The organism is uncultured Mucilaginibacter sp. (genome assembly GCF_903893715.1).
Classification (GTDB): Bacteria; Bacteroidota; Bacteroidia; order Sphingobacteriales; family Sphingobacteriaceae; genus Mucilaginibacter.
The window spans coordinates 1-21,808 of sequence record NZ_CAITNG010000086.1 but is presented as its reverse complement, the minus strand read 5'-3'; the positions used below and the strand labels follow the sequence as shown (position 1 = coordinate 21,808).

At 45.2% G+C, this 21,808-nt stretch carries 19 protein-coding genes; 16 read left to right on the top strand and 3 right to left on the bottom strand.

Translation table 11 applies throughout. From position 1 onward, the window contains the following. Nucleotides 1-65: 65 nt before the first annotated feature. A complete protein-coding gene (gene atpD / locus QZX97_RS10045) occupies nucleotides 66-1,568 on the top strand; it encodes a F0F1 ATP synthase subunit beta (RefSeq protein WP_295653911.1) in 1,503 nt (500 codons plus the stop codon). Between the two features lie 81 nt (nucleotides 1,569-1,649). Then, nucleotides 1,650-1,898, top strand: a complete 249-nt coding sequence (gene atpC / locus QZX97_RS10040) for an ATP synthase F1 subunit epsilon (protein WP_295653908.1) — start codon at nucleotides 1,650-1,652, stop codon at nucleotides 1,896-1,898. 66 nt (nucleotides 1,899-1,964) lie between these two features. Here the strand turns inward: atpC and QZX97_RS10035 are convergent, their stop codons facing one another. Next, nucleotides 1,965-3,341 carry an alpha/beta hydrolase gene (locus QZX97_RS10035; RefSeq protein WP_295653905.1) on the bottom strand — a complete coding sequence of 459 codons (1,377 nt, stop codon included), beginning with the start codon at nucleotides 3,339-3,341 and terminating at the stop codon, nucleotides 1,965-1,967. 331 nt (nucleotides 3,342-3,672) lie between these two features. On the opposite strand from QZX97_RS10035, the gene QZX97_RS10030 reads away from it, so the two are divergent. From QZX97_RS10030 to ilvA, 12 genes are all read left to right on the top strand, one after another. Then, on the top strand, nucleotides 3,673-3,801 hold the full coding sequence (locus QZX97_RS10030) for a hypothetical protein (protein WP_295653903.1): 129 nt from the start codon (nucleotides 3,673-3,675) through the stop codon (nucleotides 3,799-3,801). Between the two features lie 86 nt (nucleotides 3,802-3,887). Continuing rightward, entirely contained in the window at nucleotides 3,888-5,597 is a 1,710-nt protein-coding gene (gene ilvD, locus QZX97_RS10025) for a dihydroxy-acid dehydratase (protein WP_295653900.1), read from the top strand. A gap of 81 nt (nucleotides 5,598-5,678) precedes the next feature. Further along, nucleotides 5,679-7,415, top strand: coding sequence for a biosynthetic-type acetolactate synthase large subunit (ilvB, locus tag QZX97_RS10020; RefSeq protein WP_295653898.1), 1,737 nt, complete (start codon nucleotides 5,679-5,681; stop codon nucleotides 7,413-7,415). A gap of 24 nt (nucleotides 7,416-7,439) precedes the next feature. After that, nucleotides 7,440-8,042: an acetolactate synthase small subunit gene (gene ilvN, locus QZX97_RS10015; protein ID WP_295653895.1), complete on the top strand. Its 603-nt coding sequence runs from the start codon at nucleotides 7,440-7,442 to the stop codon at nucleotides 8,040-8,042. 110 nt (nucleotides 8,043-8,152) lie between these two features. After that, the gene (ilvC, locus tag QZX97_RS10010; RefSeq protein WP_295653893.1) at nucleotides 8,153-9,211 is read left to right on the top strand and encodes a ketol-acid reductoisomerase; all 1,059 of its coding nucleotides are present in this window, start codon (nucleotides 8,153-8,155) and stop codon (nucleotides 9,209-9,211) included. Between the two features lie 123 nt (nucleotides 9,212-9,334). Then, nucleotides 9,335-10,090, top strand: a complete 756-nt coding sequence (locus QZX97_RS10005) for a class I SAM-dependent methyltransferase (protein ID WP_295653892.1) — start codon at nucleotides 9,335-9,337, stop codon at nucleotides 10,088-10,090. A gap of 124 nt (nucleotides 10,091-10,214) precedes the next feature. Then, the gene (locus QZX97_RS10000) at nucleotides 10,215-11,381 is read left to right on the top strand and encodes a 2-isopropylmalate synthase (protein WP_295653890.1); all 1,167 of its coding nucleotides are present in this window, start codon (nucleotides 10,215-10,217) and stop codon (nucleotides 11,379-11,381) included. Between the two features lie 43 nt (nucleotides 11,382-11,424). Next, entirely contained in the window at nucleotides 11,425-12,831 is a 1,407-nt protein-coding gene (gene leuC, locus QZX97_RS09995; protein ID WP_295653887.1) for a 3-isopropylmalate dehydratase large subunit, read from the top strand. A gap of 95 nt (nucleotides 12,832-12,926) precedes the next feature. After that, nucleotides 12,927-13,523, top strand: a complete 597-nt coding sequence (gene leuD / locus QZX97_RS09990; RefSeq protein WP_295653885.1) for a 3-isopropylmalate dehydratase small subunit — start codon at nucleotides 12,927-12,929, stop codon at nucleotides 13,521-13,523. Between the two features lie 105 nt (nucleotides 13,524-13,628). After that, nucleotides 13,629-15,146: an alpha-isopropylmalate synthase regulatory domain-containing protein gene (locus QZX97_RS09985; RefSeq protein WP_295653883.1), complete on the top strand. Its 1,518-nt coding sequence runs from the start codon at nucleotides 13,629-13,631 to the stop codon at nucleotides 15,144-15,146. A gap of 109 nt (nucleotides 15,147-15,255) precedes the next feature. Next, complete coding sequence (gene leuB, locus QZX97_RS09980; protein WP_295653882.1) at nucleotides 15,256-16,314, top strand: 3-isopropylmalate dehydrogenase; 1,059 nt, start codon at nucleotides 15,256-15,258, stop codon at nucleotides 16,312-16,314. 62 nt (nucleotides 16,315-16,376) lie between these two features. Next, nucleotides 16,377-17,618 (top strand): threonine ammonia-lyase IlvA, encoded by a 1,242-nt coding sequence (gene ilvA, locus QZX97_RS09975; protein WP_295653879.1) that lies wholly within the window; start codon nucleotides 16,377-16,379, stop codon nucleotides 17,616-17,618. A gap of 335 nt (nucleotides 17,619-17,953) precedes the next feature. Here ilvA and QZX97_RS09970 read toward each other — a convergent pair whose 3' ends face one another. Both QZX97_RS09970 and QZX97_RS09965 read right to left on the bottom strand, forming a co-directional pair. Then, nucleotides 17,954-18,427 (bottom strand): hypothetical protein, encoded by a 474-nt coding sequence (locus tag QZX97_RS09970; protein ID WP_295653878.1) that lies wholly within the window; start codon nucleotides 18,425-18,427, stop codon nucleotides 17,954-17,956. Nucleotides 18,428-18,549: 122 nt separating this feature from the next. Further along, nucleotides 18,550-20,106 (bottom strand): B12-binding domain-containing radical SAM protein, encoded by a 1,557-nt coding sequence (locus tag QZX97_RS09965; protein WP_295653876.1) that lies wholly within the window; start codon nucleotides 20,104-20,106, stop codon nucleotides 18,550-18,552. Nucleotides 20,107-20,249: 143 nt separating this feature from the next. On the opposite strand from QZX97_RS09965, the gene QZX97_RS09960 reads away from it, so the two are divergent. Both QZX97_RS09960 and QZX97_RS09955 read left to right on the top strand, forming a co-directional pair. Continuing rightward, nucleotides 20,250-20,855: a hypothetical protein gene (locus QZX97_RS09960; protein ID WP_295653875.1), complete on the top strand. Its 606-nt coding sequence runs from the start codon at nucleotides 20,250-20,252 to the stop codon at nucleotides 20,853-20,855. Next, the gene (locus QZX97_RS09955; RefSeq protein WP_295664618.1) at nucleotides 20,830-21,351 is read left to right on the top strand and encodes a hypothetical protein; all 522 of its coding nucleotides are present in this window, start codon (nucleotides 20,830-20,832) and stop codon (nucleotides 21,349-21,351) included. The genes QZX97_RS09960 and QZX97_RS09955 overlap by 26 nt, the downstream gene beginning before the upstream one ends. Nucleotides 21,352-21,808 lie beyond the last annotated feature (457 nt).

Below are 21,808 nucleotides of genomic sequence, written 5' to 3'. Positions count from 1 at the left end.
AAACAGGGCATGGTTAACACCACGTTACTGTACAATATTTAAAACAACAGAATAAGCTCAATAGTATGCCAAACATTGGAAAAATAGCTCAGATTATCGGCCCGGTAGTTGACGTGAGTTTTGCAGATGCCCATCTCCCTAAAATTTACGACGCTTTAGAGATCACTAAAGAAAACGGCCAAAAAATTATCCTCGAAGTTCAACAACACTTAGGCGAAGACCGTGTTCGCGCCATCGCGATGGACTCGACCGACGGTTTATTGCGCGGGATGCCGGTTTTAGATACGCAATCGGCCATTAAAATGCCGGTTGGCGATCAAATCAAAGGCCGCTTGTTCAATGTGGTTGGCGAAGCTATTGATGGTATAGATACGATAGATAACTCAAACGGTTATCCAATCCACAACCTGCCCCCAAAATTCGACCAGCTTTCAACCGAAACTGAAGTGCTTTTTACAGGTATCAAAGTTATCGACCTGTTGGAGCCTTACGTAAAAGGTGGTAAAATTGGTTTGTTCGGTGGTGCCGGTGTTGGTAAAACCGTATTGATCATGGAACTGGTAAACAACATTGCTAAAGCTTATGCCGGTCTGTCGGTATTTGCCGGTGTAGGTGAGCGTACCCGCGAAGGAAATGACTTGCTGCGTGAGTTTATCGAATCGAACGTAATTAACTACGGCGACGCTTTCAAACATTCGATGGAAGAAGGCGGCTGGGATTTGAGCGTTGTTGATAAAGAAAAATTAAAAGAATCGAAAGCAACATTGGTGTTTGGCCAAATGAACGAGCCTCCCGGTGCACGTGCACGTGTGGCCCTTTCAGGTTTAACTGTTGCCGAATATTACCGTGATGGCGAAGGCGAAGGCCAGGGTAAAGACATCCTTTTCTTCGTTGATAACATCTTCCGTTTTACCCAGGCGGGTGCCGAAGTATCGGCTTTGTTAGGTCGTATGCCATCGGCGGTAGGTTACCAGCCAACACTGGCCACCGAAATGGGCTTGATGCAGGAACGTATCACCTCAACAAAACGCGGCTCAATTACATCAGTACAGGCCGTTTACGTACCTGCGGATGACTTGACCGACCCTGCACCGGCAACAACATTTGCCCACTTGGATGCTACTACTGTATTATCACGTAAAATTGCCGAGTTGGGTATCTACCCTGCGGTGGATCCTTTGGATTCAACTTCGCGTATTTTGAACCCTGTGGTTTTAGGCGATGAGCACTACAACACCGCTCAACGTGTTAAAGAAACCTTGCAACGTTACAAAGAGCTACAGGATATCATCGCCATCTTAGGTATGGACGAGCTATCTGAAGAAGATAAATTGGTAGTATCGCGCGCACGCCGTGTTCAACGTTTCTTATCACAACCTTTCCACGTTGCCGAGCAGTTCACCGGTTTAAAAGGTGTGTTGGTTGACATTAAAGATACCATCAAAGGTTTCAACATGATTATGGATGGCGAAGTAGATGAATATCCTGAGGCAGCGTTCAACCTGGTAGGCAGCATTGAAGATGCTATTGAGAAAGGTAAAAAGTTATTGGCTGAAGCGAACAATTAGTATTGAGATATGCGTATTACGTATTGAGACTGAACTTCTCATATCGCACTACGCAATACCCACTACGCAATACGCAAAAAAATGAATTTAGAAATATTAACACCCGATAAAAAGATATACGAAGGCGAAGTGCGTTCGGTAACCGTACCGGGTACTATGGGTTCGTTCGAGATATTGAACAACCACGCGCCTATCATCTCGACAATGGAAGATGGCAAAGTGATTGTACGTACAGGCGCCAAAGAAGAAGTTTTTTTGGTAAAAGGCGGTGTTGTTGAAGTGTTGAACAACAATGTAATGGTTTTAGCCGAATCGGCAACAGCCAAATAAGTTATTCTTTTTCATCAAAAAAGGCATCTTAATTAAGATGCCTTTTTTGTTTCTAATTTTCTACAATTAAAATTTTAACCCATTTATCCAATCGCTCACCTTTTTTAAGGCCGCCGGGTTAAAGGTTTCGTCTATTTTCTCGTAAGGCACAATGGGCCCGGCCGTTGTTTTTTGAAAAAAGTGGTTCAGGTCTGTCATGGGTGCTATTTCAAAATGCTTGTTACCGCCTGCTTGTAAAGCGCCTTCAATGGCTTTCAAATTTTCATCGCAGCGCACTACCATATCCAATGTGCCGTTAATGGCCAAAACGGGGCATTGCAGTTTCGATATAAATTGTGTTGGCTCCAATGCCACATACTTCCGGAACCAGGTACCCGAATAATTCTGTCCTTTGTAAATATCGCTCAATGTTTTGGGTTGCATGCCCAGTACCAAACCATCTGCCGATTTCGCGGCTTCTTTATAAACCAGCGCCTCTATGCCTTTGTCTATGTCAGCGGCGCTTAAGCCGGGGTTCTTTATTATATAGGCATATACTTTGTCTACCATCGCGGCAGCGCTCTCACTTGCCGACAATGCGGTACCCTCGCGCAGAATTTGCTTCAATGGAACGCCCGGCCCGGCAAGCAATACCACAAAATCTATATTACTATTCCTCGATGCCGCTATTGATACCATCACACCGCCCTCACTATGTCCTATCAGCCCTACCTTCATCCCCTTAAGGTCGGGGCGCGTTTTAATATAACTAACTATCGCTTCGGCGTCATCCGCAAAATCATAAGTGGTTGCGCTTGCAAAATCACCGGTCGAACTGCCAACGCCCCGGTCATCACATCTCAGCACGGCTATCCCGTTTCTGGTCAGCCAGTCGGACAAAACCAAAAAAGGGCGATGGTCAAACATTTCCTCATCCCTGTTCTCCGGGCCCGACCCGGTAACCAATACCACTATTTTTTCAGCTTTCTTATTGCGGGGCATGGTTAATGTGCCGGCAAGCTGAACACCCGCTTTGGCATTCGTTATCGTTACTTCTTCCCTTATATATGGAAAATCCTTCGGGTCCTGCGGCCGCCTTACCTGGGTATTGGCCGAATCGCGGGTAAGCGTCATGGGCAAAGCCAGTCCGCCCTGGCTAAAAGTACCACTCACTTTATTACTATCCGGCTTATATTTGCCTTTGTAAATAAAAACACCGCCCGGGCCGCCCATAGTCAGCACGTTGCTTTCGAAAGATATACCCAACATCGGGACACCCACGAGTTTTTGCGCCGGGCTGTCCATGGTCGATGCGTATTCGTTATTCTCTTTGCTGATATGAAAAACCAGCACAAACTTGCCGCCCGGCGTCATCAACGCGCCGTACCAGGTACCTTCAATGCTTTGTGCAAAACCACCCCAAAACACGAAGGAAAAAATTAGGATTAAGGTAATTTTCCTCATGTAAAATCACTTTCAAATTACAATAAAAAATACATGGATTGTTTAACAGGCTTTGCTCTCTAAAAATGCAAATTTTTTTCGGTAGTAGCCAAATTTAAGCAGAATTTATGACTAAAATCACAAAACAACATTTACTATACCGTATACCGAATTTAACTTTGGTATACGGTACGCAATTATAAATTCTACAAATACTAAAATATCAATATCTTATTCTGATATTTACAAAATATCAAAATTATATACTAATTACAAATAAATGACATGGCCTATTGATACTTAAAATCAAACAGCCTAAATTACAGCTATACAATTTAAACAAACTGAACCCATGAAAATGATAAGCAAAATGAGAGGATTTTTTTCTGTCATCAATGGATTTTTGCTGAGCCTGCTGGGTATTCAAAACAACCTGGCGCTGGTGCCTGTGCCAATAAAGAGAACGCGTTTTAACCAATAATAAACCATAATAAACTAAAGCGCCTTCTCACAAAAAATTTGAAGGCGCTTTTTTATACTACCAAATTTCTACAACCGAACAAAAAAATGAGTTTAACTAACGATACGCTCGCCGCTACCGAACTGAACAAGTACAGCAAAGTACTCACACAAGACCCTACCCAACCTGCCGCGCAGGCCATGCTTTACGGTATTGGCTTAACCGACGAGGATATGAAGAAGGCGCAGGTGGGTGTGGCAAGTATGGGTTACGATGGCAATACCTGTAACATGCACCTGAACGATTTGGCCAAGCTGGTTAAACAGGGCATTTGGGATGAGGATTTGGTGGGCCTGATATTCCATACCATTGGCGTGAGCGATGGCATGAGCAACGGCACAGAGGGTATGCGTTATAGCTTAGTGAGCCGCGACGTTATTGCCGACTCGATAGAAGCCGTATGCGGCGCTCAATATTATGATGGATTGATCACCTTGCCGGGATGCGATAAGAACATGCCGGGCTCTATTATGGCCATGGGCCGTTTAAACCGTCCGTCCATCATGGTATATGGTGGCACCATCAAACCGGGCCATTATAAAGGTGAAGATTTGAACATCGTATCGGCTTTTGAAGCCTTGGGTAAAAAGATAGCCGGACAAATTGATGATATCGATTTTATGGGCATTATAAAAAATGCCTGCCCAAGCGCCGGTGCATGCGGTGGTATTTATACCGCCAATACTATGGCCGCGGCTATCGAGGCTTTGGGCATGAGCTTGCCTTACTCCTCTTCCAATCCCGCTTTAAGCGAAGACAAAAAAGCGGAATGCTTAGCGGCAGGTAAAGCCATTAAGATATTGTTGAAGAAAGATATTAAACCGAGCGACATCATGACCCGCCAGGCATTTGAGAACGCGATAGTTACCATTATGGTACTTGGCGGCTCAACCAACGCGGTATTGCACATGATAGCCATGGCAAAAAGTGTAGGTGTTAAATTAACTCAGGACGATTTTCAATCGGTGAGTAACCGTATCCCTGTTTTGGCTGATATGAAGCCAAGCGGTAAATACATGATGGAAGACCTGCACAATATTGGCGGTGTACCTGCTGTAATGAAATACCTGTTGAAAAAAGGCTGGATAGATGGAACTTGTTTAACCGTTACCGGGAAGACCATTGCCGAGAACCTGGTCGATGTTCCGGAACTGGATTTCGATTCACAAAAAATCATTTTCCCTTCCGAAAACCCGATAAAAGCCACCGGCCACTTACAGATATTATACGGAAACCTGGCCGAAGGTGGTAGCGTTGCCAAAATAAGCGGCAAAGAAGGTACGCACTTTGAAGGCCCCGCACGTGTATTCGATGGCGAGTTTGAACTGATTGCCGGCATACAAAGCGGTAAAGTTAAAGCCGGCGATGTAGTGGTTATTAAAAATGTTGGCCCCAAAGGCGCACCCGGCATGCCCGAAATGCTAAAACCCACCTCGGCCATATTTGGCGCGGGTTTGGGCAGTTCGGTAGCTTTGATTACCGATGGCCGCTTTAGCGGTGGCACACACGGTTTCGTGGTAGGCCACATCACACCCGAAAGTTTCGATGGCGGTTTGATAGGTATGGTTCAGGATAATGACAAGATCATTATTGATGCCACAACAAACGCCATCAACCTGATAATAAGTCCCGAAGAAATTGCCAAAAGGAAAGCGGCATGGAAACAGCCCGCGCTCCGAGTCAGCAGAGGATTATTGTACAAATACGCAAAATCGGTAAGCACCGCCGCAGAGGGTTGCGTTACTGATGAGAGCTAAAAGCCGAAAGCTGAAAGCAAAGAGAGAATCACAAATAAAATAAATCCGAAATCGAACATTCGATATCCGAAATATAAAAATATGGAAGTTACACAGGAAATAACAATGGAAACCCCGAAGAAGGAAACTGTAGAAGTTACCGGCTCGGTGGCATTATTGGAAGCACTGATAACAGAAGGCGTTGAAACCATTTTTGGCTACCCGGGAGGTGCCATTATGCCGATATACGACGCCCTTTACGATTACAACGACAAATTGCAACACATACTTGTTCGCCACGAACAAGGTGGTATACACGCCGGTCAGGGCTATGCGCGCTCATCTGGCAAAGTGGGCGTGGTTTTCGCTACAAGCGGACCGGGCGCTACCAACCTGATCACCGGCTTGGCCGATGCTCAGATAGACAGCACTCCCTTGGTATGTATCACCGGTCAGGTATTCGCGCACCTTTTAGGTACCGATGCTTTCCAGGAAACCGACGTCATCAACATCACTACCCCGGTTACCAAATGGAACTACCAGGTAACTGATGCACGTGAGATACCTGAGGCTATCGCCAAAGCGTTCTACATTGCGAAAAGCGGCCGCCCGGGACCGGTATTAATCGACATCACCAAAAACGCCCAGATACAGAAATTCGATTTTGAAGGGTATACCCCATGCCATCACATCCGCAGTTATAAACCAAAACCGGTAGTTAGGCATTCTTACGTTGAGCAGGCAGCCGCATTGATCAATCAGGCTAAAAAGCCATTTATCTTATTCGGACAAGGTGTGATATTGGGCAGTGCCGAACAGGAGTTCAAAACATTTGTCGAAAAAAGCGGTATCCCCGCCGCATGGACCGTTTTGGGCGCTGGCGCTTTGCCTACCGGCCACCCTCTAAATGTAGGCATGTTGGGTATGCATGGTAACTATGGGCCAAACGTATTAACCAACGAATGCGACGTACTCATCGCGATAGGGATGCGTTTTGACGACCGTGTAACCGGCCGTTTAGATAAATACGCCAAACAAGCCCAGGTTGTCCATTTGGATATCGACCCTGCCGAGATCGATAAGAACGTAAAATCGACCGTACCTGTTTGGGGCGATTGTAAAGAGACTTTGCCATTACTTACTGCATTGGTCGAAGAAAAACAACATACCGCATGGCTGGCCAAGTTTAACGACTATACCCGCCAGGAAGTTGAAGCCGTTATCGAAAAAGAACTGAACCCAACCTCGGGCGAAATGACCATGGGCGAGGTAATCAAACAACTAAACGACCTGACTTTAGGCGAGGCAGTTATTGTTACCGACGTAGGTCAGCACCAAATGGTGGCCTGTAGGTATGCTATCTTCAATAAAACCCGCAGCAATGTTACCAGCGGCGGTTTAGGTACCATGGGCTTTGCCCTGCCTGCCGCCATCGGCGCTAAGTTTGGCACACCCGACCGCGAAGTTGTCGCCATCATCGGCGATGGTGGTTTCCAGATGACCTGCCAGGAACTGGGCACCATTATGCAAACAGGCATCAACGTAAAGATCATTATTTTGAATAACCGTTTCCTCGGCATGGTTCGCCAATGGCAGGAGCTGTTTAACGAGAAACGTTACTCATTTGTCGATATCCAGAGCCCGAATTTTGTAACACTTGCGAGTGCGTACGGCATCCCGGGTAAAACCATCAGCGAACGCGCAGACCTGCCCGGCGCATTGAAAGAAATGCTGGATTGTAAAGGTTCTTTCCTGTTGGAAGTAATGGTAACCAAAGAAAACAATGTATTCCCGATGGTACCACAGGGATGTAGTGTAAGCGAGATCAGGTTGAAATAGAGTCAAGAATCAAGAAGAAAGATCATGAGTGAATTAACAGATAAGCAGGAATATAACATCACGGTATATACCGAGAACCAGATCGGTTTGCTGAACCGCATCGCCATTATATTTACCCGCCGCAAAATAAATATCGACAGCCTGAACACTTCACCTTCCGAGGTCGACAGTATCCACCGTTTCAATATCGTCATCACCGAAACGGAAGACGTGGTGCGTAAAGTTTGCCGCCAGATAGAAAAACAGGTGGAGGTTTTAAAAGTATATTACCACACCAATGCCGATGTGATTTGGCAGGAAATGGCCCTATACAAAGTATCGACTGATATCATCGCCGAAAAGGTAAGCGTTGAGCGCCTGTTGCGCGAAAATGGCGCCCGTGCTGTGGTTATCCGTAAGGACTATACCATATTCGAAACCACCGGCCACCGCGAAGAAACCGACGCCCTTGTAGCTATCCTTCAACCCTACGGACTGATTGAATTTGTTCGCAGCGCCCGCATCGCCATCATTAAAGACAGCGATGGCTTTAACCGCAAACTGCGCGAATTTGAGCGCCTTGAACCGGGTGAGGATGTAATGGAAAACGAATACCTGGGCCAGGGGCAGAAGGTGTTTACGATGTGAGAATCAAGAGTCAAGAATTAAGAGAGTAATCAATATAAATCAAATCAATAACAACAATAATCGGTGAAATCAAAAAGCATCGGTAAAATCAAAAATTAAAAACAAACAAAATGGCAAAACTAAATTTCGGCGGCACTGAAGAGAATGTAGTAACCCGCGAAGAGTTCCCTTTAGCTAAAGCGCAGCAAGTATTAAAAAATGAAACTGTAGCGGTTATCGGATACGGCGTTCAGGGCCCCGGTCAGGCGTTAAACCAAAAAGACAACGGTATCAACGTAATTGTTGGTCAGCGTAAAGATTCAAAATCGTGGGATAAGGCAGTGCGCGACGGGTTTGTACCGGGCGTAACGCTTTTCGAAATTGAAGAAGCATTAGAAAAAGGAACCATCATTTGCTACCTGTTAAGCGATGCTGCACAGATTGCTTTATGGCCAACCGTTAAAAAACACCTAACCCCGGGCAAAGCATTGTATTTCTCTCACGGTTTCGGTATCACCTTTAAAGAGCAAACAGGCATCGTGCCTCCTGCCGATGTGGACGTATTTTTGGTTGCCCCTAAAGGTTCGGGTACTTCATTGCGCCGTATGTTCCTGCAAGGTCGTGGTTTAAATTCAAGCTACGCCATTTTCCAGGACGCTACAGGTAAAGCTTTCGAGCGCGTTATCGCTTTGGGTATTGCTGTAGGCAGCGGTTACCTGTTCGAAACCAACTTTAAAAAAGAAGTATACAGCGATTTAACCGGCGAACGTGGTACATTGATGGGATGTATCCAGGGTATTTTTGCCGCACAGTACGATGTATTGCGCGCCAATGGCCACTCACCTTCAGAAGCTTTCAACGAAACTGTTGAAGAATTAACACAATCGTTAATGCCTTTGGTTGCCGAAAATGGCATGGATTGGATGTATGCCAATTGCTCAACCACCGCGCAACGTGGTGCTTTGGATTGGTGGAAAAAATTCCGCGATGCTACTAAACCGGTATTTGAGGAATTGTACAAAAGTGTTGCCACAGGTAAAGAATCGCAACGTTCTATCGACCTGAACAGCCAACCGGATTATCGTGTAAAACTGGATGCCGAATTAGCCGAACTCCGCGAAAGCGAATTATGGCAGGCAGGCAAAACTGTACGCAGTTTACGCCCTGAGAACCAGCCGGTAGAAGCATAGAAAAAGCTGGAAGCTTAAAGCTAAAAGCAGAAAGCTGCTCAATATTACCATAGCGATGGGTTTGAAACCCATCGCTATTAAAAAAAAATCGGTGAAATTGAATTAAATCGGTGAAAACAAACAATGAAATGGAACGCTGAACTATATGACCAAAAACATGCTTTCGTATACCAATACGGCGAGAGTGTTTTGGAATTGCTGGGTGTACAACCCGGCGAGCGTATCCTTGATTTGGGTTGTGGTACCGGTTACCTCACGCAGCAAATCGCCGATTTGGGTGCCGATGTGGCAGGTATCGATTACTCGCCCGAAATGATACAGAAGGCGAAGCAAAGCCATCCCGAAGTATCGTTTAGTGTTGCCGATGCATCAAGGTTCAGTTTTACTGAGCCTTTTGATGCCGTATTCAGCAATGCGGCATTGCATTGGGTAAAAAACCACGATGCCATGATAAAATGCGTTTACCATAGTTTAAAACCCGGCGGTCGTTTTGTGGCCGAAATGGGTGGCAAAGGTAATGTGCAGCAATTGATAGCAGCTACCAAACAGGTACTGCTTAAACACGGCTACAGCAAACAGGCCGAAACCGAAATATGGCGTTTCCCAAGCCTGGGTGAATATACCAGCGAGTTGGAAAGCCATGGTTTTCGCGTAACGTTCGCCGTGCATTTTGACCGTCCTACTGCCCTGCAGGATGGCGAGCAAAGTGTAACAAAATGGATTGCCATGTTTGGCGAACAATATTTCGAAGGTGTGCCTTCGGATACAAAACAGCAAATGCTGAAAGAAATTACTGAAATACTGCGCCCGTTGTATTATAAAAAGGGGATTTGGTATTCGGATTATAAAAGATTGCGCTTCATTGCGGTGAAGCAGTGAATGATTGATTAATGCAGAGGTGAATGGTTAATTAAGTGGATTTAGTGAATGGATGGTAAAAACACCTGCTCACCTAATCAACTCAAAAACCACTTACGATAAATAAAATTTTAAAGGAAAAACTATGTTACACGATCCAAACCGCGTTTATGTTTTTGATACCACGCTTCGCGATGGCGAGCAGGTACCGGGCTGCCAATTGACAACCCCCGAAAAAATAGAAATAGCCCACGAACTGGAAGCTTTGGGCGTCGACATAATTGAAGCCGGTTTCCCGGTATCGAGCCCGGGCGATTTCCAAAGCGTGGTGGAGATATCAAAAGCCGTTAAAAACCCAACTGTTTGCGCATTGACCCGTGCCAACAAAGGCGATATTGATGCCGCTGTGGAGGCTTTGGCCTATGCCAAGCATCCGCGTATCCATACGGGCATTGGTTCATCGGATATGCACATCAAAACCAAGTTTAACAGCACCCGCGAAGAGATATTGGAGCGCGCCGTTGAGGCGGTGAAATACGCGAAGAAATCCGTCGAAGACATAGAATTTTACGCCGAAGATGCAGGCCGTGCGGATATCCGCTTTTTAGCCCAAATGATAGAGGCGGTCATCGCGGCAGGCGCCACCGTTGTCAATATCCCCGACACCAACGGCTACTGCCTGCCCGACCAATACGGCGAAAAAATAAAATTCCTCAAGGAAAACGTTAAAAATATCGACAAGGCAATTATCTCGGTTCATTGCCATAACGACCTCGGCCTGGCCACCGCCAACTCGATATTAGGCCTGCAAAACGGTGCCCGCCAAATAGAAGGCACCATCAACGGTATCGGCGAACGTGCAGGTAACACTTCGATAGAAGAAGTGGTGATGATCCTGAAAACGCACCCTATTTTAGGCCTCCATACCAATATCAACACTAAAAACTTTTACGAACTGAGCCGCATGGTAAGCACCCAAATGCGCATGCCGGTACAGCCCAATAAAGCCATTGTGGGCAGCAATGCTTTTGCGCATAGCTCGGGCATACACCAGGATGGTTTCCTGAAGAACCGCGAGAATTATGAAATTATCCGTCCTGAAGACGTTGGTTTCCCAAGCGCTACCATCGTGCTTACCGCGCGCAGTGGCAGGCATGCCCTAAAGTTCCATTTGGAGCGCTTAGGTTATAATTTAGATAAACAAGAGCTGGCCAATGCTTACACCCGTTTCCTGGTACTGGCCGATAGCAAATTAGATATTGATGATAACGATTTGACCGCCCTGATGGTCGGCATTAAACAAATGGCATAATCATCACAAAGAATAGTACATATACACAATCAGCAATAATAAAATGAGCAAAACATTATTTGATAAAGTGTGGGACAAGCACGTGGTACGCAAAATTGAAGGCGGCCCCGATGTCCTTTTTATCGACAGGCACCTGATACATGAGGTGACCAGCCCGGTAGCCTTTTTAGGTTTAAAAAGCAGGAATATTGGTGTTTTATACCCCAATCGTACCTTCGCCACGGCTGATCATAACACCCCTACCATCAACCAGCATTTACCCGTTGCCGATCCGCTTTCGGCCAACCAGCTACAAGCCTTGGAGACCAACTCTCATGAATACGGCATAAGCCATTGGGGTTTGGGCCATCAAAAAAATGGAATCGTTCACGTGGTAGGTCCTGAGTATGGCATTACCCAACCCGGCGCCACCATTGTTTGCGGCGACTCGCATACTTCAACGCACGGCGCCTTCGGTGCCATTGCTTTTGGTATCGGCACATCCGAAGTGGAAATGGTTTTGGCCACGCAATGCATCATGCAGCCAAAACCTAAAAAAATGCGCATCAATGTGAACGGTAAATTAGGCTTTGGCGTTACCCCGAAAGATGTGGCGCTATTCATTATCTCTCAATTGACTACCTCGGGCGCTACAGGTTATTTTGTGGAGTACGCGGGCGATGTGTTCGAAAACATGAGCATGGAAGGCCGTATGACGGTTTGTAATCTTAGTATCGAGATGGGCGCACGTGGCGGCATGATAGCACCCGACGAAACCACCATCAACTATGTTAAAGGCCGCGAGTTTAGCCCTAAAGGCGAAGCATGGGATAAAGCCTTAGCTTATTACAAAACCCTAAAAAGCGACCCTGATGCTGTTTTTGATAAAGAGTTGACTTTTGATGGTTCGAAAATTGAACCGATGATCACCTACGGTACCAACCCGGGTATGGGCATGGGCATTTCGAAAGATATTCCTGATGCTGCTGATGTGGAAGGCGGTGCCGCTACTTACGAGAAATCGTTAAAATACATGGGCTTCTCCGAAGGCGATCACATGATAGGCAAGCCGGTTGATTTTGTATTTGTGGGCAGTTGTACCAATGGCCGCATCGAAGATTTCCGTGCGTTTACCTCCCTGGTAAAAGGCAAACACAAAGCCGATAACGTTACTGCCTGGTTAGTACCCGGATCGCATATTGTGGAGGCGCAGATAAAAGAAGAAGGTTTGTTGGACATCCTGACCGAAGCCGGTTTCGTATTGCGTCAACCAGGCTGTTCCGCTTGTTTGGCCATGAACGACGATAAGGTTCCCGCAGGTAAATACGCGGTAAGTACCTCAAACCGTAACTTTGAAGGGCGCCAGGGCCCCGGTGCACGCACCATGCTGGCCAGTCCGCTGGTTGCCGCCGCGGCTGCCGTTACCGGTGTGGTTACTGATCCGAGGACGTTAATTGAAGAATTGGTTTAACAGTCCATAGACCATAGTCGATAGACCATGGATATTCATCTCACCATGGACTATGGACCATCGACTATTGACAAATATTAAAAAGAACAGAAATTATGGCTTACGATAAATTTACGGTATTGCAAAGCACAGCAGTACCGCTTCCGATAGAAAACATAGATACCGACCAAATCATTCCGGCCCGCTTTTTAAAAGCTACCGAGCGTGTTGGCTTTGGCGATAACCTCTTCCGCGACTGGCGTTACAACCCGGATAACAGCCCTAAGGCCGATTTCGTGTTGAACAACCCGAAATACAGTGGTAAAATATTGCTTGGCGGTAAAAACTTTGGCTCGGGCTCATCGCGCGAGCACGCTGCCTGGGCAGTTTACGATTACGGTTTCCGCGCCGTAGTATCGAGCTTTTTTGCCGACATCTTTAAAAACAACTGCTTAAACATTGGCGTATTGCCGGTACAAGTTAGCCCTGAGTTTGCCGACAAGATATTCGCGGCTATACATGCCGACCCTAAAACTGAACTGGAGATCAACCTTCCGGCGCAAACCATCACTTTGGTACCAACCGGCGAGAGCGAGAAATTCGACATCAGTCCGTACAAAAAGGACAACATGATCAATGGTTTTGATGATATTGATTACCTGCAAAGCATAAAGGGAGAAATAGAAGAGTTTGCGGCGCAATTGCCGCTTTAAGACTATTTGCCACAAAGGCACGAAGACACAAAAAATTAGTGCCTTTGTGCCTTCGTGGCTATAACCACATTAGCACTAAACCGTGTAAAACACCCTTATGGGACAATGGAAAAAAGGAAAATAGAGATAATGGATACCACGCTGCGCGACGGGGAGCAAACCTCTGGCGTATCGTTTTCTGTTTCAGAAAAGCTGACCATTACTCAATTGTTATTGGAAGAACTGCACGTGGACCGTGTGGAGATCGCCTCGGCACGTGTGTCGGACGGGGAGTTCAGCGCGGTTAAAGCGATATTGACCTGGGCGCATGAGCATGGTTACGCCGAACGCATCGAAGTGCTGTCGTTTGTAGATAACGGGGTATCGATTGATTGGATGGTAAACTCTGGTGTTAAGTTGCAGAATTTGTTAACCAAAGGTTCGATGAACCACCTGACGCACCAGCTGAAGAAAACACCGGAGCAGCATTTCGCCGAAATAAAACACATTATCAAACTCGCGGCAAGCAAAGGCATCAGCACCAATGTTTATTTGGAAGATTGGAGCAATGGTATGCGCAACTCGCCGGAGTACGTGTATCAGTATCTTGATTTCCTTTCGGGACAAAAAGTGAAACGCATCTTACTGCCCGATACGCTGGGTGTTTTGACGCCTGCGGAAACGTTCAAGTATTTGTCGGAGATAAAAGCAAAATATCCAAAACTACATTTTGATTTCCATGCGCATAATGATTACGACCTGGGAACGGCTAATGTTTTAGAAGCTGTCCGTGCCGGAATTGATGGTTTGCACCTGACCGTTAACGGTATGGGCGAGCGGGCAGGTAACGCCGCCTTGGCCAGCGCGGTAGCCGTGATAAAAGATTTTGCCCCCGAGGTGGATATCAAACTCAAAGAATCGTCTATTTATAAAGTAAGTAAACTGGTGGAGACCTTCTCGGGGGTACGTATACCTACCAATAAACCTATTGTTGGCGAAAACGTGTTTACCCAAACCGCAGGTATACACGCCGATGGCGATAACAAGAACAACCTGTACTTTAACGACCTGCTCCCCGAGCGTTTTGGCCGCAAGCGCGAGTATGCACTCGGCAAAACATCGGGCAAAGCCAATATCGAAAAAAACCTGCAGGAACTGGGTTTAAAGCTCAACGATGCCGACCTGAAAAAAGTTACCCAACGGGTAATTGAACTGGGCGACAGAAAAGAAACTGTAACCAAGGAAGACCTGCCCTACATCATATCCGACGTGCTGGACAGCAGCCTGTACGAGCAAAAAGTTATCGTCGGCTCGTATGTGTTGATGAACGCAATGGGTCTGCGCCCTTCGGCAACCATTTCGGTAACCATAGATGGCGAGGAATTTGAAGAAAACGCCCAGGGCGACGGCCAGTTTGATGCCTTTATGAACGCGCTGACCAAGGTGTACAACAAAAAGAAACGCCGCTTGCCAAAGCTCATCGACTATGCGGTACGTATAGCACCGGGCAGCAGCAGCGACGCACTTTGCGAAACCATCATCACCTGGGAAACCGACCAAAAGAAATTTATTACCCGCGGGCTGGACTCTGACCAAACGGTTTGTGCTATTAAGGCTACGCAGAAGATGCTGAACATAATATAGCAAGGCGCATGGCGCTTAGCGCAAAGCGTAAAAAATAGAATAACAACAAAGAAACATAAATCGGTGAAATCACTAATAATCAGTGAAATCACAAAAACAAAAAAACAAAATGAAATTGAATATCGCCCTTTTGGCAGGAGACGGGATTGGCCCCGAGGTTATAGACCAGGCCGTTAAAGTTTCGAACGCTGTCGCAAAAAAGTTTAACCATGAGATTGTATGGACCGCAGCCCTTACCGGCGCCGCTGCTATTGATGCCGTTGGCGAACCTTACCCCGACTCGACCCACGAAGTTTGCATGGCTGCTGATGCCGTATTGTTTGGCGCAATCGGCCATCCGCGTTTTGATAACGACCCTAAAGCCACTGTTCGCCCGGAGCAGGGTTTGCTGAAAATGCGTAAGAAACTGGGCCTTTTCGCGAATGTGAGGCCTACTTTTACTTTTCCATCGTTGATAGACAATTCTCCGCTAAAGCGCGAACGTATCGAGGGTACTGACCTGATCATCTTGCGTGAATTGACTGGTGGTATCTATTTTGGTGAACGTGGTCGCCTTGATGATGGTAACACCGCTTTTGATACCTGTACGTATACACGTGCCGAAGTTCAGCGTTTGGCTAAATTAGGTTTTGAGATGGCGATGACCCGCGGCAAACGTTTATGCTGTGTCGATAAAGCCAACGTATTGGAAACCTCACGCTTATGGCGCGAAACTGTGCAGGATATGGAAAAGGATTACCCGGAAGTTACTGTAGCTTACGAGTTTGTTGATGCCGTGGCGATGCGTTTGGTGCAATGGCCAAACAGCTACGATGTGTTGATTACCGAAAACCTTTTTGGCGATATTTTGACCGATGAGGCTTCTGTTATATCAGGTTCGATGGGTTTGATGCCCTCGGCTTCTATCGGTATCCACACTTCGCTGTTCGAGCCGATACATGGTTCGTACCCGCAGGCGGCAGGTAAGGATATCGCTAACCCATTAGCCACTGTATTATCAGCTGCCATGATGTTCGAAGATGCTTTTGGCTTGAAAGAAGAAGCCGAGCTGATACGTACCGTGGTAAACAAATCATTAGCTGAAGGCATTGTTACCGAAGACCTTGCCGGCAAAAACAAAGCCTACAAAACAAGCGAAGTAGGCGATTGGCTGGCTAAAAATATATAAGTACTTTTGTAAGGATAAACCGCCGCCCGCGCGAACGGGTGGCGGCTTTTAAATTACAAAACATGACTGCCGACAAACTCCACTACATTGCTGCATCGCAGCGATTGAAACACGTTGTTAAACATACCCCGCTAGAATACAACGCCGGCCTGTCGGAAAAATACCAATGCGAAATTTACTTTAAGCGCGAAGACCTGCAGGTAGTACGATCGTACAAACTGCGCGGCGCTTATAACATGATCAGTCAGCTGAGTGCCGAAGAGTTGGGCCGTGGCATTGTTGCCGCGAGCGCTGGCAACCACGCGCAGGGTGTGGCTTTTAGCTGCAATGCTTTAGGTACCCTCGGCGTGATATTTATGCCCGAACCCACCCCCCGCCAAAAGGTAAAACAAACCGAAATGTTTGGCGCGGGTAAAGTGAAGATCATCCTCGTTGGCGATACTTTTGACGATTGCCTTGCCGAGGCCCTTGCCTATACCAAAGCACATAACATGACCTTTATCCCGCCTTTTGATAATGAGCGCATTATTGAAGGTCAGGGCACTGTGGGTGTGGAGATATGGCAAGACCTGCCCGACGTAGAAGTGGTGATGATGCCAGTTGGTGGTGGCGGACTATCTGCCGGGGTGGGCGACTACCTTAAATCAAAAAATCCAAATATCCTGCTGGCCGGAGTTGAGCCGCAGGGCGCGCCATCGATGGTGAAGGCCATGGAAAAACACGAACCCGTTACCCTGAAAGAAATTGACCGCTTTGTGGATGGTGCCGCCGTAAAACGCGTAGGCGCACTTACTTACGAACTGTGCAGCCGCGTACTGGATGATATGCTTTTGGTGCCCGAGGGTAAGGTATGTACCACCATCCTGAAACTATATAACGAAGATGCCATTGTGGTGGAACCGGCAGGTGCCCTGTCAGTTTCCGCGCTCGACTTTTACAAGGAAAAAATAAAAGGCAAAAAGGTGGTCTGCATCATCAGCGGCGGCAATAACGATATTGAGCGCATGCAGGAGATCAAGGAGCGTTCGCTGCTGTATGAAGGCCTGAAGCATTACTTTGTGGTGCGTTTCCCGCAAAAGCCCGGCTCGCTCAAACTGTTTGTGACCAACGTTTTAGGCCCCGATGATGATATCACTCGTTTCGAGTTTATCAAAAAAACCAACCGAGAAAGCGGCCCGGCCTTAGTTGGCATCGAACTCAAAAACGCTTCGGATTACCCTTTACTGATGGCGCGTATGGAAGAGTATAAGTTTGAAGTGAAGGAGTTGAACCATGATTTGACTTTGTTTGAGTATATGGTGTAGGGTGAGCTAAAAGCTGAAAGCATAAAGCTAAAAGCTTAATACATTTTAGGTTAGGACGAACTATCGCCCAGTTAAGCGTCCACGCTTAACTGTAAAAGATCGTGAGCGTCCACGCTCACGGAAACCGACATCAGCGTGGACGCTGCTATTCATCGTCATTCAGGCGTGGACGCCTGAACGGGCGGGAGATGGACCAAATGACCAGGCAAGTGACCTCCAAAAAGTCCAACGTTTCCTTAACTCAAATGCGGAAACAAGTATCACAATTGAAAAGCAACAGCAGTTCAAAAGTGAAGAAACAGCAAAAATCATAGCATCGACGTAACGATACAACTTCATTCAGGCGGAGAAGCCTGAACGGGCGTGGGCACACGGAGAGCCAAAGTTAACAACTCAATCCCCAAACCATTTACCATAATTGCCTTAACTAATAATTGCAATAAAAACAGTACAGTGCCTATAAAATAAAAATAGGTAAATATAGATGCCACCAACAAAGTAAATGCGATTACAATGATATCTCCCGTTATCGAAATAGTATAAGAAATATTAACGAATCGCGTTCCATTTATATTAACTATATCAATTCTTGAATCGGGTAATCTTGTAAAATCTTTTAATCGAGAACTTAGTAATCGTCCATTGTCGTTGTCAAACTCAATCAAACTGTCAGATTCAGCGATAATGTTATAGTCCAGTTGCCTTAACTCTTGCAGAATATTCTTTCTCAAAACATCAGTTTCAAGGTTTGTTCGCATTTCAATGGAATATTTAACTTTCACATTAAATTTTTCCAGGATTAATTTCATATCAAACAGTATTTGTTAAAACTTTAGCCTACTGCCGGTCTTATCAACGTACCACAAAACTTATACATGGTGCGGTGATAACACCGACCATAAGCTGAGGGGAGGCCGCTGCAGACAACTCCTCAACCAACTTCTGCTAAAAGCGGCGTTTGAGGGTGTAATTCGTATTCATCAACCGGTTTCGAAAGCGTGGTCACAATTTGATTGTAGTTTTCCCGCAATTGATAAAGCATCATTCCGTACATGAAGGCTAATGAGAGATGGTTTCGTTTGTTTTTATATGTCCACAACAACAGATCCCGGTAATGCCTGCTGTCTTTATCCAACACAGCCAGTTTTATAATCGCTTTTATAAAATGGTATAGTTGCAACGCGGTATATTTTTCTTTTGTTTTAACGCCGCCATTTTTGGGAAACTCGTGCATGCTCAGAAAGGTTTTAACCCTTTTATAGGAATGTTCGGGAGGATAAATACTCGAAACTACCTCTAAAAAACCATTTTTTAAACGTTCGGCCCCCATCATGGGTATGATGTTTGTTTCCCCTTCCGAAAAGGTAAAATGCCGGGAGAGCCTGTTTTCGCGCTTCATCCTGTCGAACAACGCAGTACCCGGCGGCGCTTTTAATACATTCACAATAGGGATCGGGATGCCGCTTTCCTGTATAAAATCAACTATATTTTTAAAGCTATTCTCCTTATCCGTATCAAAGCCAACAATAAACCCGCCCATAATAGTAAAGCCTTCCTGGTGCAACTTATGGATGTTGCCCAATATGTCGCGCTTCAGGTTTTGATTTTTTAGCGAAGCTTTTAAGCTATCTGCCTCCGGGGTCTCGATGCCGATAAATACGTTCCTGAATTTAGCCTCAAGCAGCAGCCGCATCATTTCATCATCGTCCGCAAGGTTAATAGTGAGTTGTGTTATAAAATACAGGCCCGGGTTGGTTTTGTATTGCCAATCGATCAATGCCGGGAGCAATTCCGACTTCAGTATTTTTTTATTACCAATGAGGTTATCATCGGCAAAGAGCACGTTCTGCGTTTCGCCGGCTTTATTGATCAGCTCTAACTCCGCGATAACCTGTTCGGCCGACTTGGTACGCGGCTTCCGCCCGTACAGTGTGGTTACATCGCAAAAATCGCACAGGTAAGGGCAGCCGCGCGAAAACTGTATAATGGCGTACAGGTAGTCCTTCATATTGATCAAGTCCATCTGCGGCAGCGGCGTGAGGCTTACATCGGCAAACTCGGCTGTTTTATAGATTGGCTTGGCCTCACCTACCCTCAGGTCGGCAAGAAATAGCGGGAGCGTAATTTCGGCCTCATTCAAAACAAAATAATCGATGCCTTCAAAGCGCTCATGCTCGTGCGTAAACAAAGGGCCGCCGGCAACAATAGTGGCATTTTTACGCTTACATTGTGCTATAATTTTCCGTACAGATTCCTCCTGCACGTTCATGGCTGAAAGAAAAACCATATCGGCCCATTCAATGTCTTTATCGGTTAAGGGTTTTACATTGAGGTCGACAAGCTTTCGTTCCCAATCCTGAGGCAACATGGCCGCAACGGTTAATAAGCCCAGCGGAGGGAATGCCGCTTTTTTACCTACTAAAGCAGCGAGATGCCGGAAAGCATAAAACGAATCATACATTTCAGGATATACCAACAGGATCTTCATGCAAACGATATTTTTTATTTACCTTATGTATAAAATGGGCTACCTAACCTGGAGCCTAAGATACCGCTTTACTGATATAATTCATAATATCGGGTAGATTTGAGTTATTAAAAATATCATTATTTGTATCGGCGCTTGAGCTGGTGCAAGAATTAATATCAGCGTGGACGCTGATATTCAAAATCGTTCAGGCGAGGACGCCTGAACGGGCGGGGTATTTTGAAGCGCTACATGTCTACACTTTTTCCCAAGAATTAATAAAATTAACAGATGACCCGAATGCTTTACCTAAATTAGTACATAATGCAACAGGAAATAAAACAAAGGATGTTGGAGCGGGATTTGGTAATACGTTTAGGCATCAATTATGGCAGTCAATGCTCACTATGGCGTATGGTGAGGAAGATGCAAAAACAACAGGGAATTATCATGAAGCAGATGGGATTATAAATACCCAGCATGGAGATTTTATAAAAGACAACATAATAGATTTATTGAATAATAATTATGGTAGGGAATATGGTAAGAAATTTGACTTCAACACTGTAACAAAAGATATTATTAGCTTTACAGATTATTTGAACGGATTAGTTCAGCATTTAACATCTACAGTTGATGGTTATAAGAATGATAAAGATTATGATAATTTGAGAACTGGGAAAGTAAAACTTTTTGATATCAATAATGAAAATGTACAAAGAATTTTTGACTCACTTCAACTATTTGTGGATAGGCCGAGTTCCAAATAATAAAGCAAAAATCACTATTGTTTTATGTATGTGTTTACTGTTTTTCTCATGTAAAAGTGAAAGGAAACAAATTAGCATCTACCCTTTTACATTTGATATCTACGATAACTTAGATACAGTTCGTACTGTTTGCAAGAAGGAAGGGGTTAATTTGGGATTTGAAGACAGTAATGGCAGCGAATATGGTGGTAATACATTTCAGGATTATGTACGAAGGTTTGATATGGTGTACTTTATTTCCTGCTATTTTATTTCAAATGAATTAAATGGTGTTCGTATAGAAATTTTCAACGAAAAGCAAATTGATAATACGCTTTTAAATATGAAAATTCAAAAGTTAATTATGCCATCATTTAGGAATAAACTTGGCATTACCAATACTTTGGTTGTAGATACAATAGAAGCCTCATCAAAAGCAGATAATAAATATATATTTTTTGTTAGAACTCATTCGCTGGACAATAAATTAAAAAAAATTGGTATTAATACTCTGTAATGTATCAAAGCGGGGAGCGTTTCAAAATTGTGGGTAATTAACTAAACTTTCCAACCTGGGGTAGTGCATCAAAAATGTTGGTGGCAATTTTATAGAAAAATAGACTAACTTGGTAGTGTATCAAAAATGTTGGTATTTGCTTAACTCATTGAAAACCAATAATAACATTTAAGTCAAATAGCAATTAAATTTGAATGCGGGTGGTGCAGGGCATCATCCGCTTTGTTTTTGTGTAAAATAGCAAACGTAAATAACTGAGAGATGAACAAGTGTATCAAAAATGTTGGTATTGACCTAACCCCATGCTGGCGCGCGTGTGCCGTGGCTGTTGCGCAACGAACTTTTACAAGCATGTTAATTTTGTAGTAAATTGAGGTCCATTAGCTTTTATAACAACAGGGTCAAGTGTCACTTTAGGTTCTAACAGGTTCAATATAGCATCCCAAAGTTCTTTCTC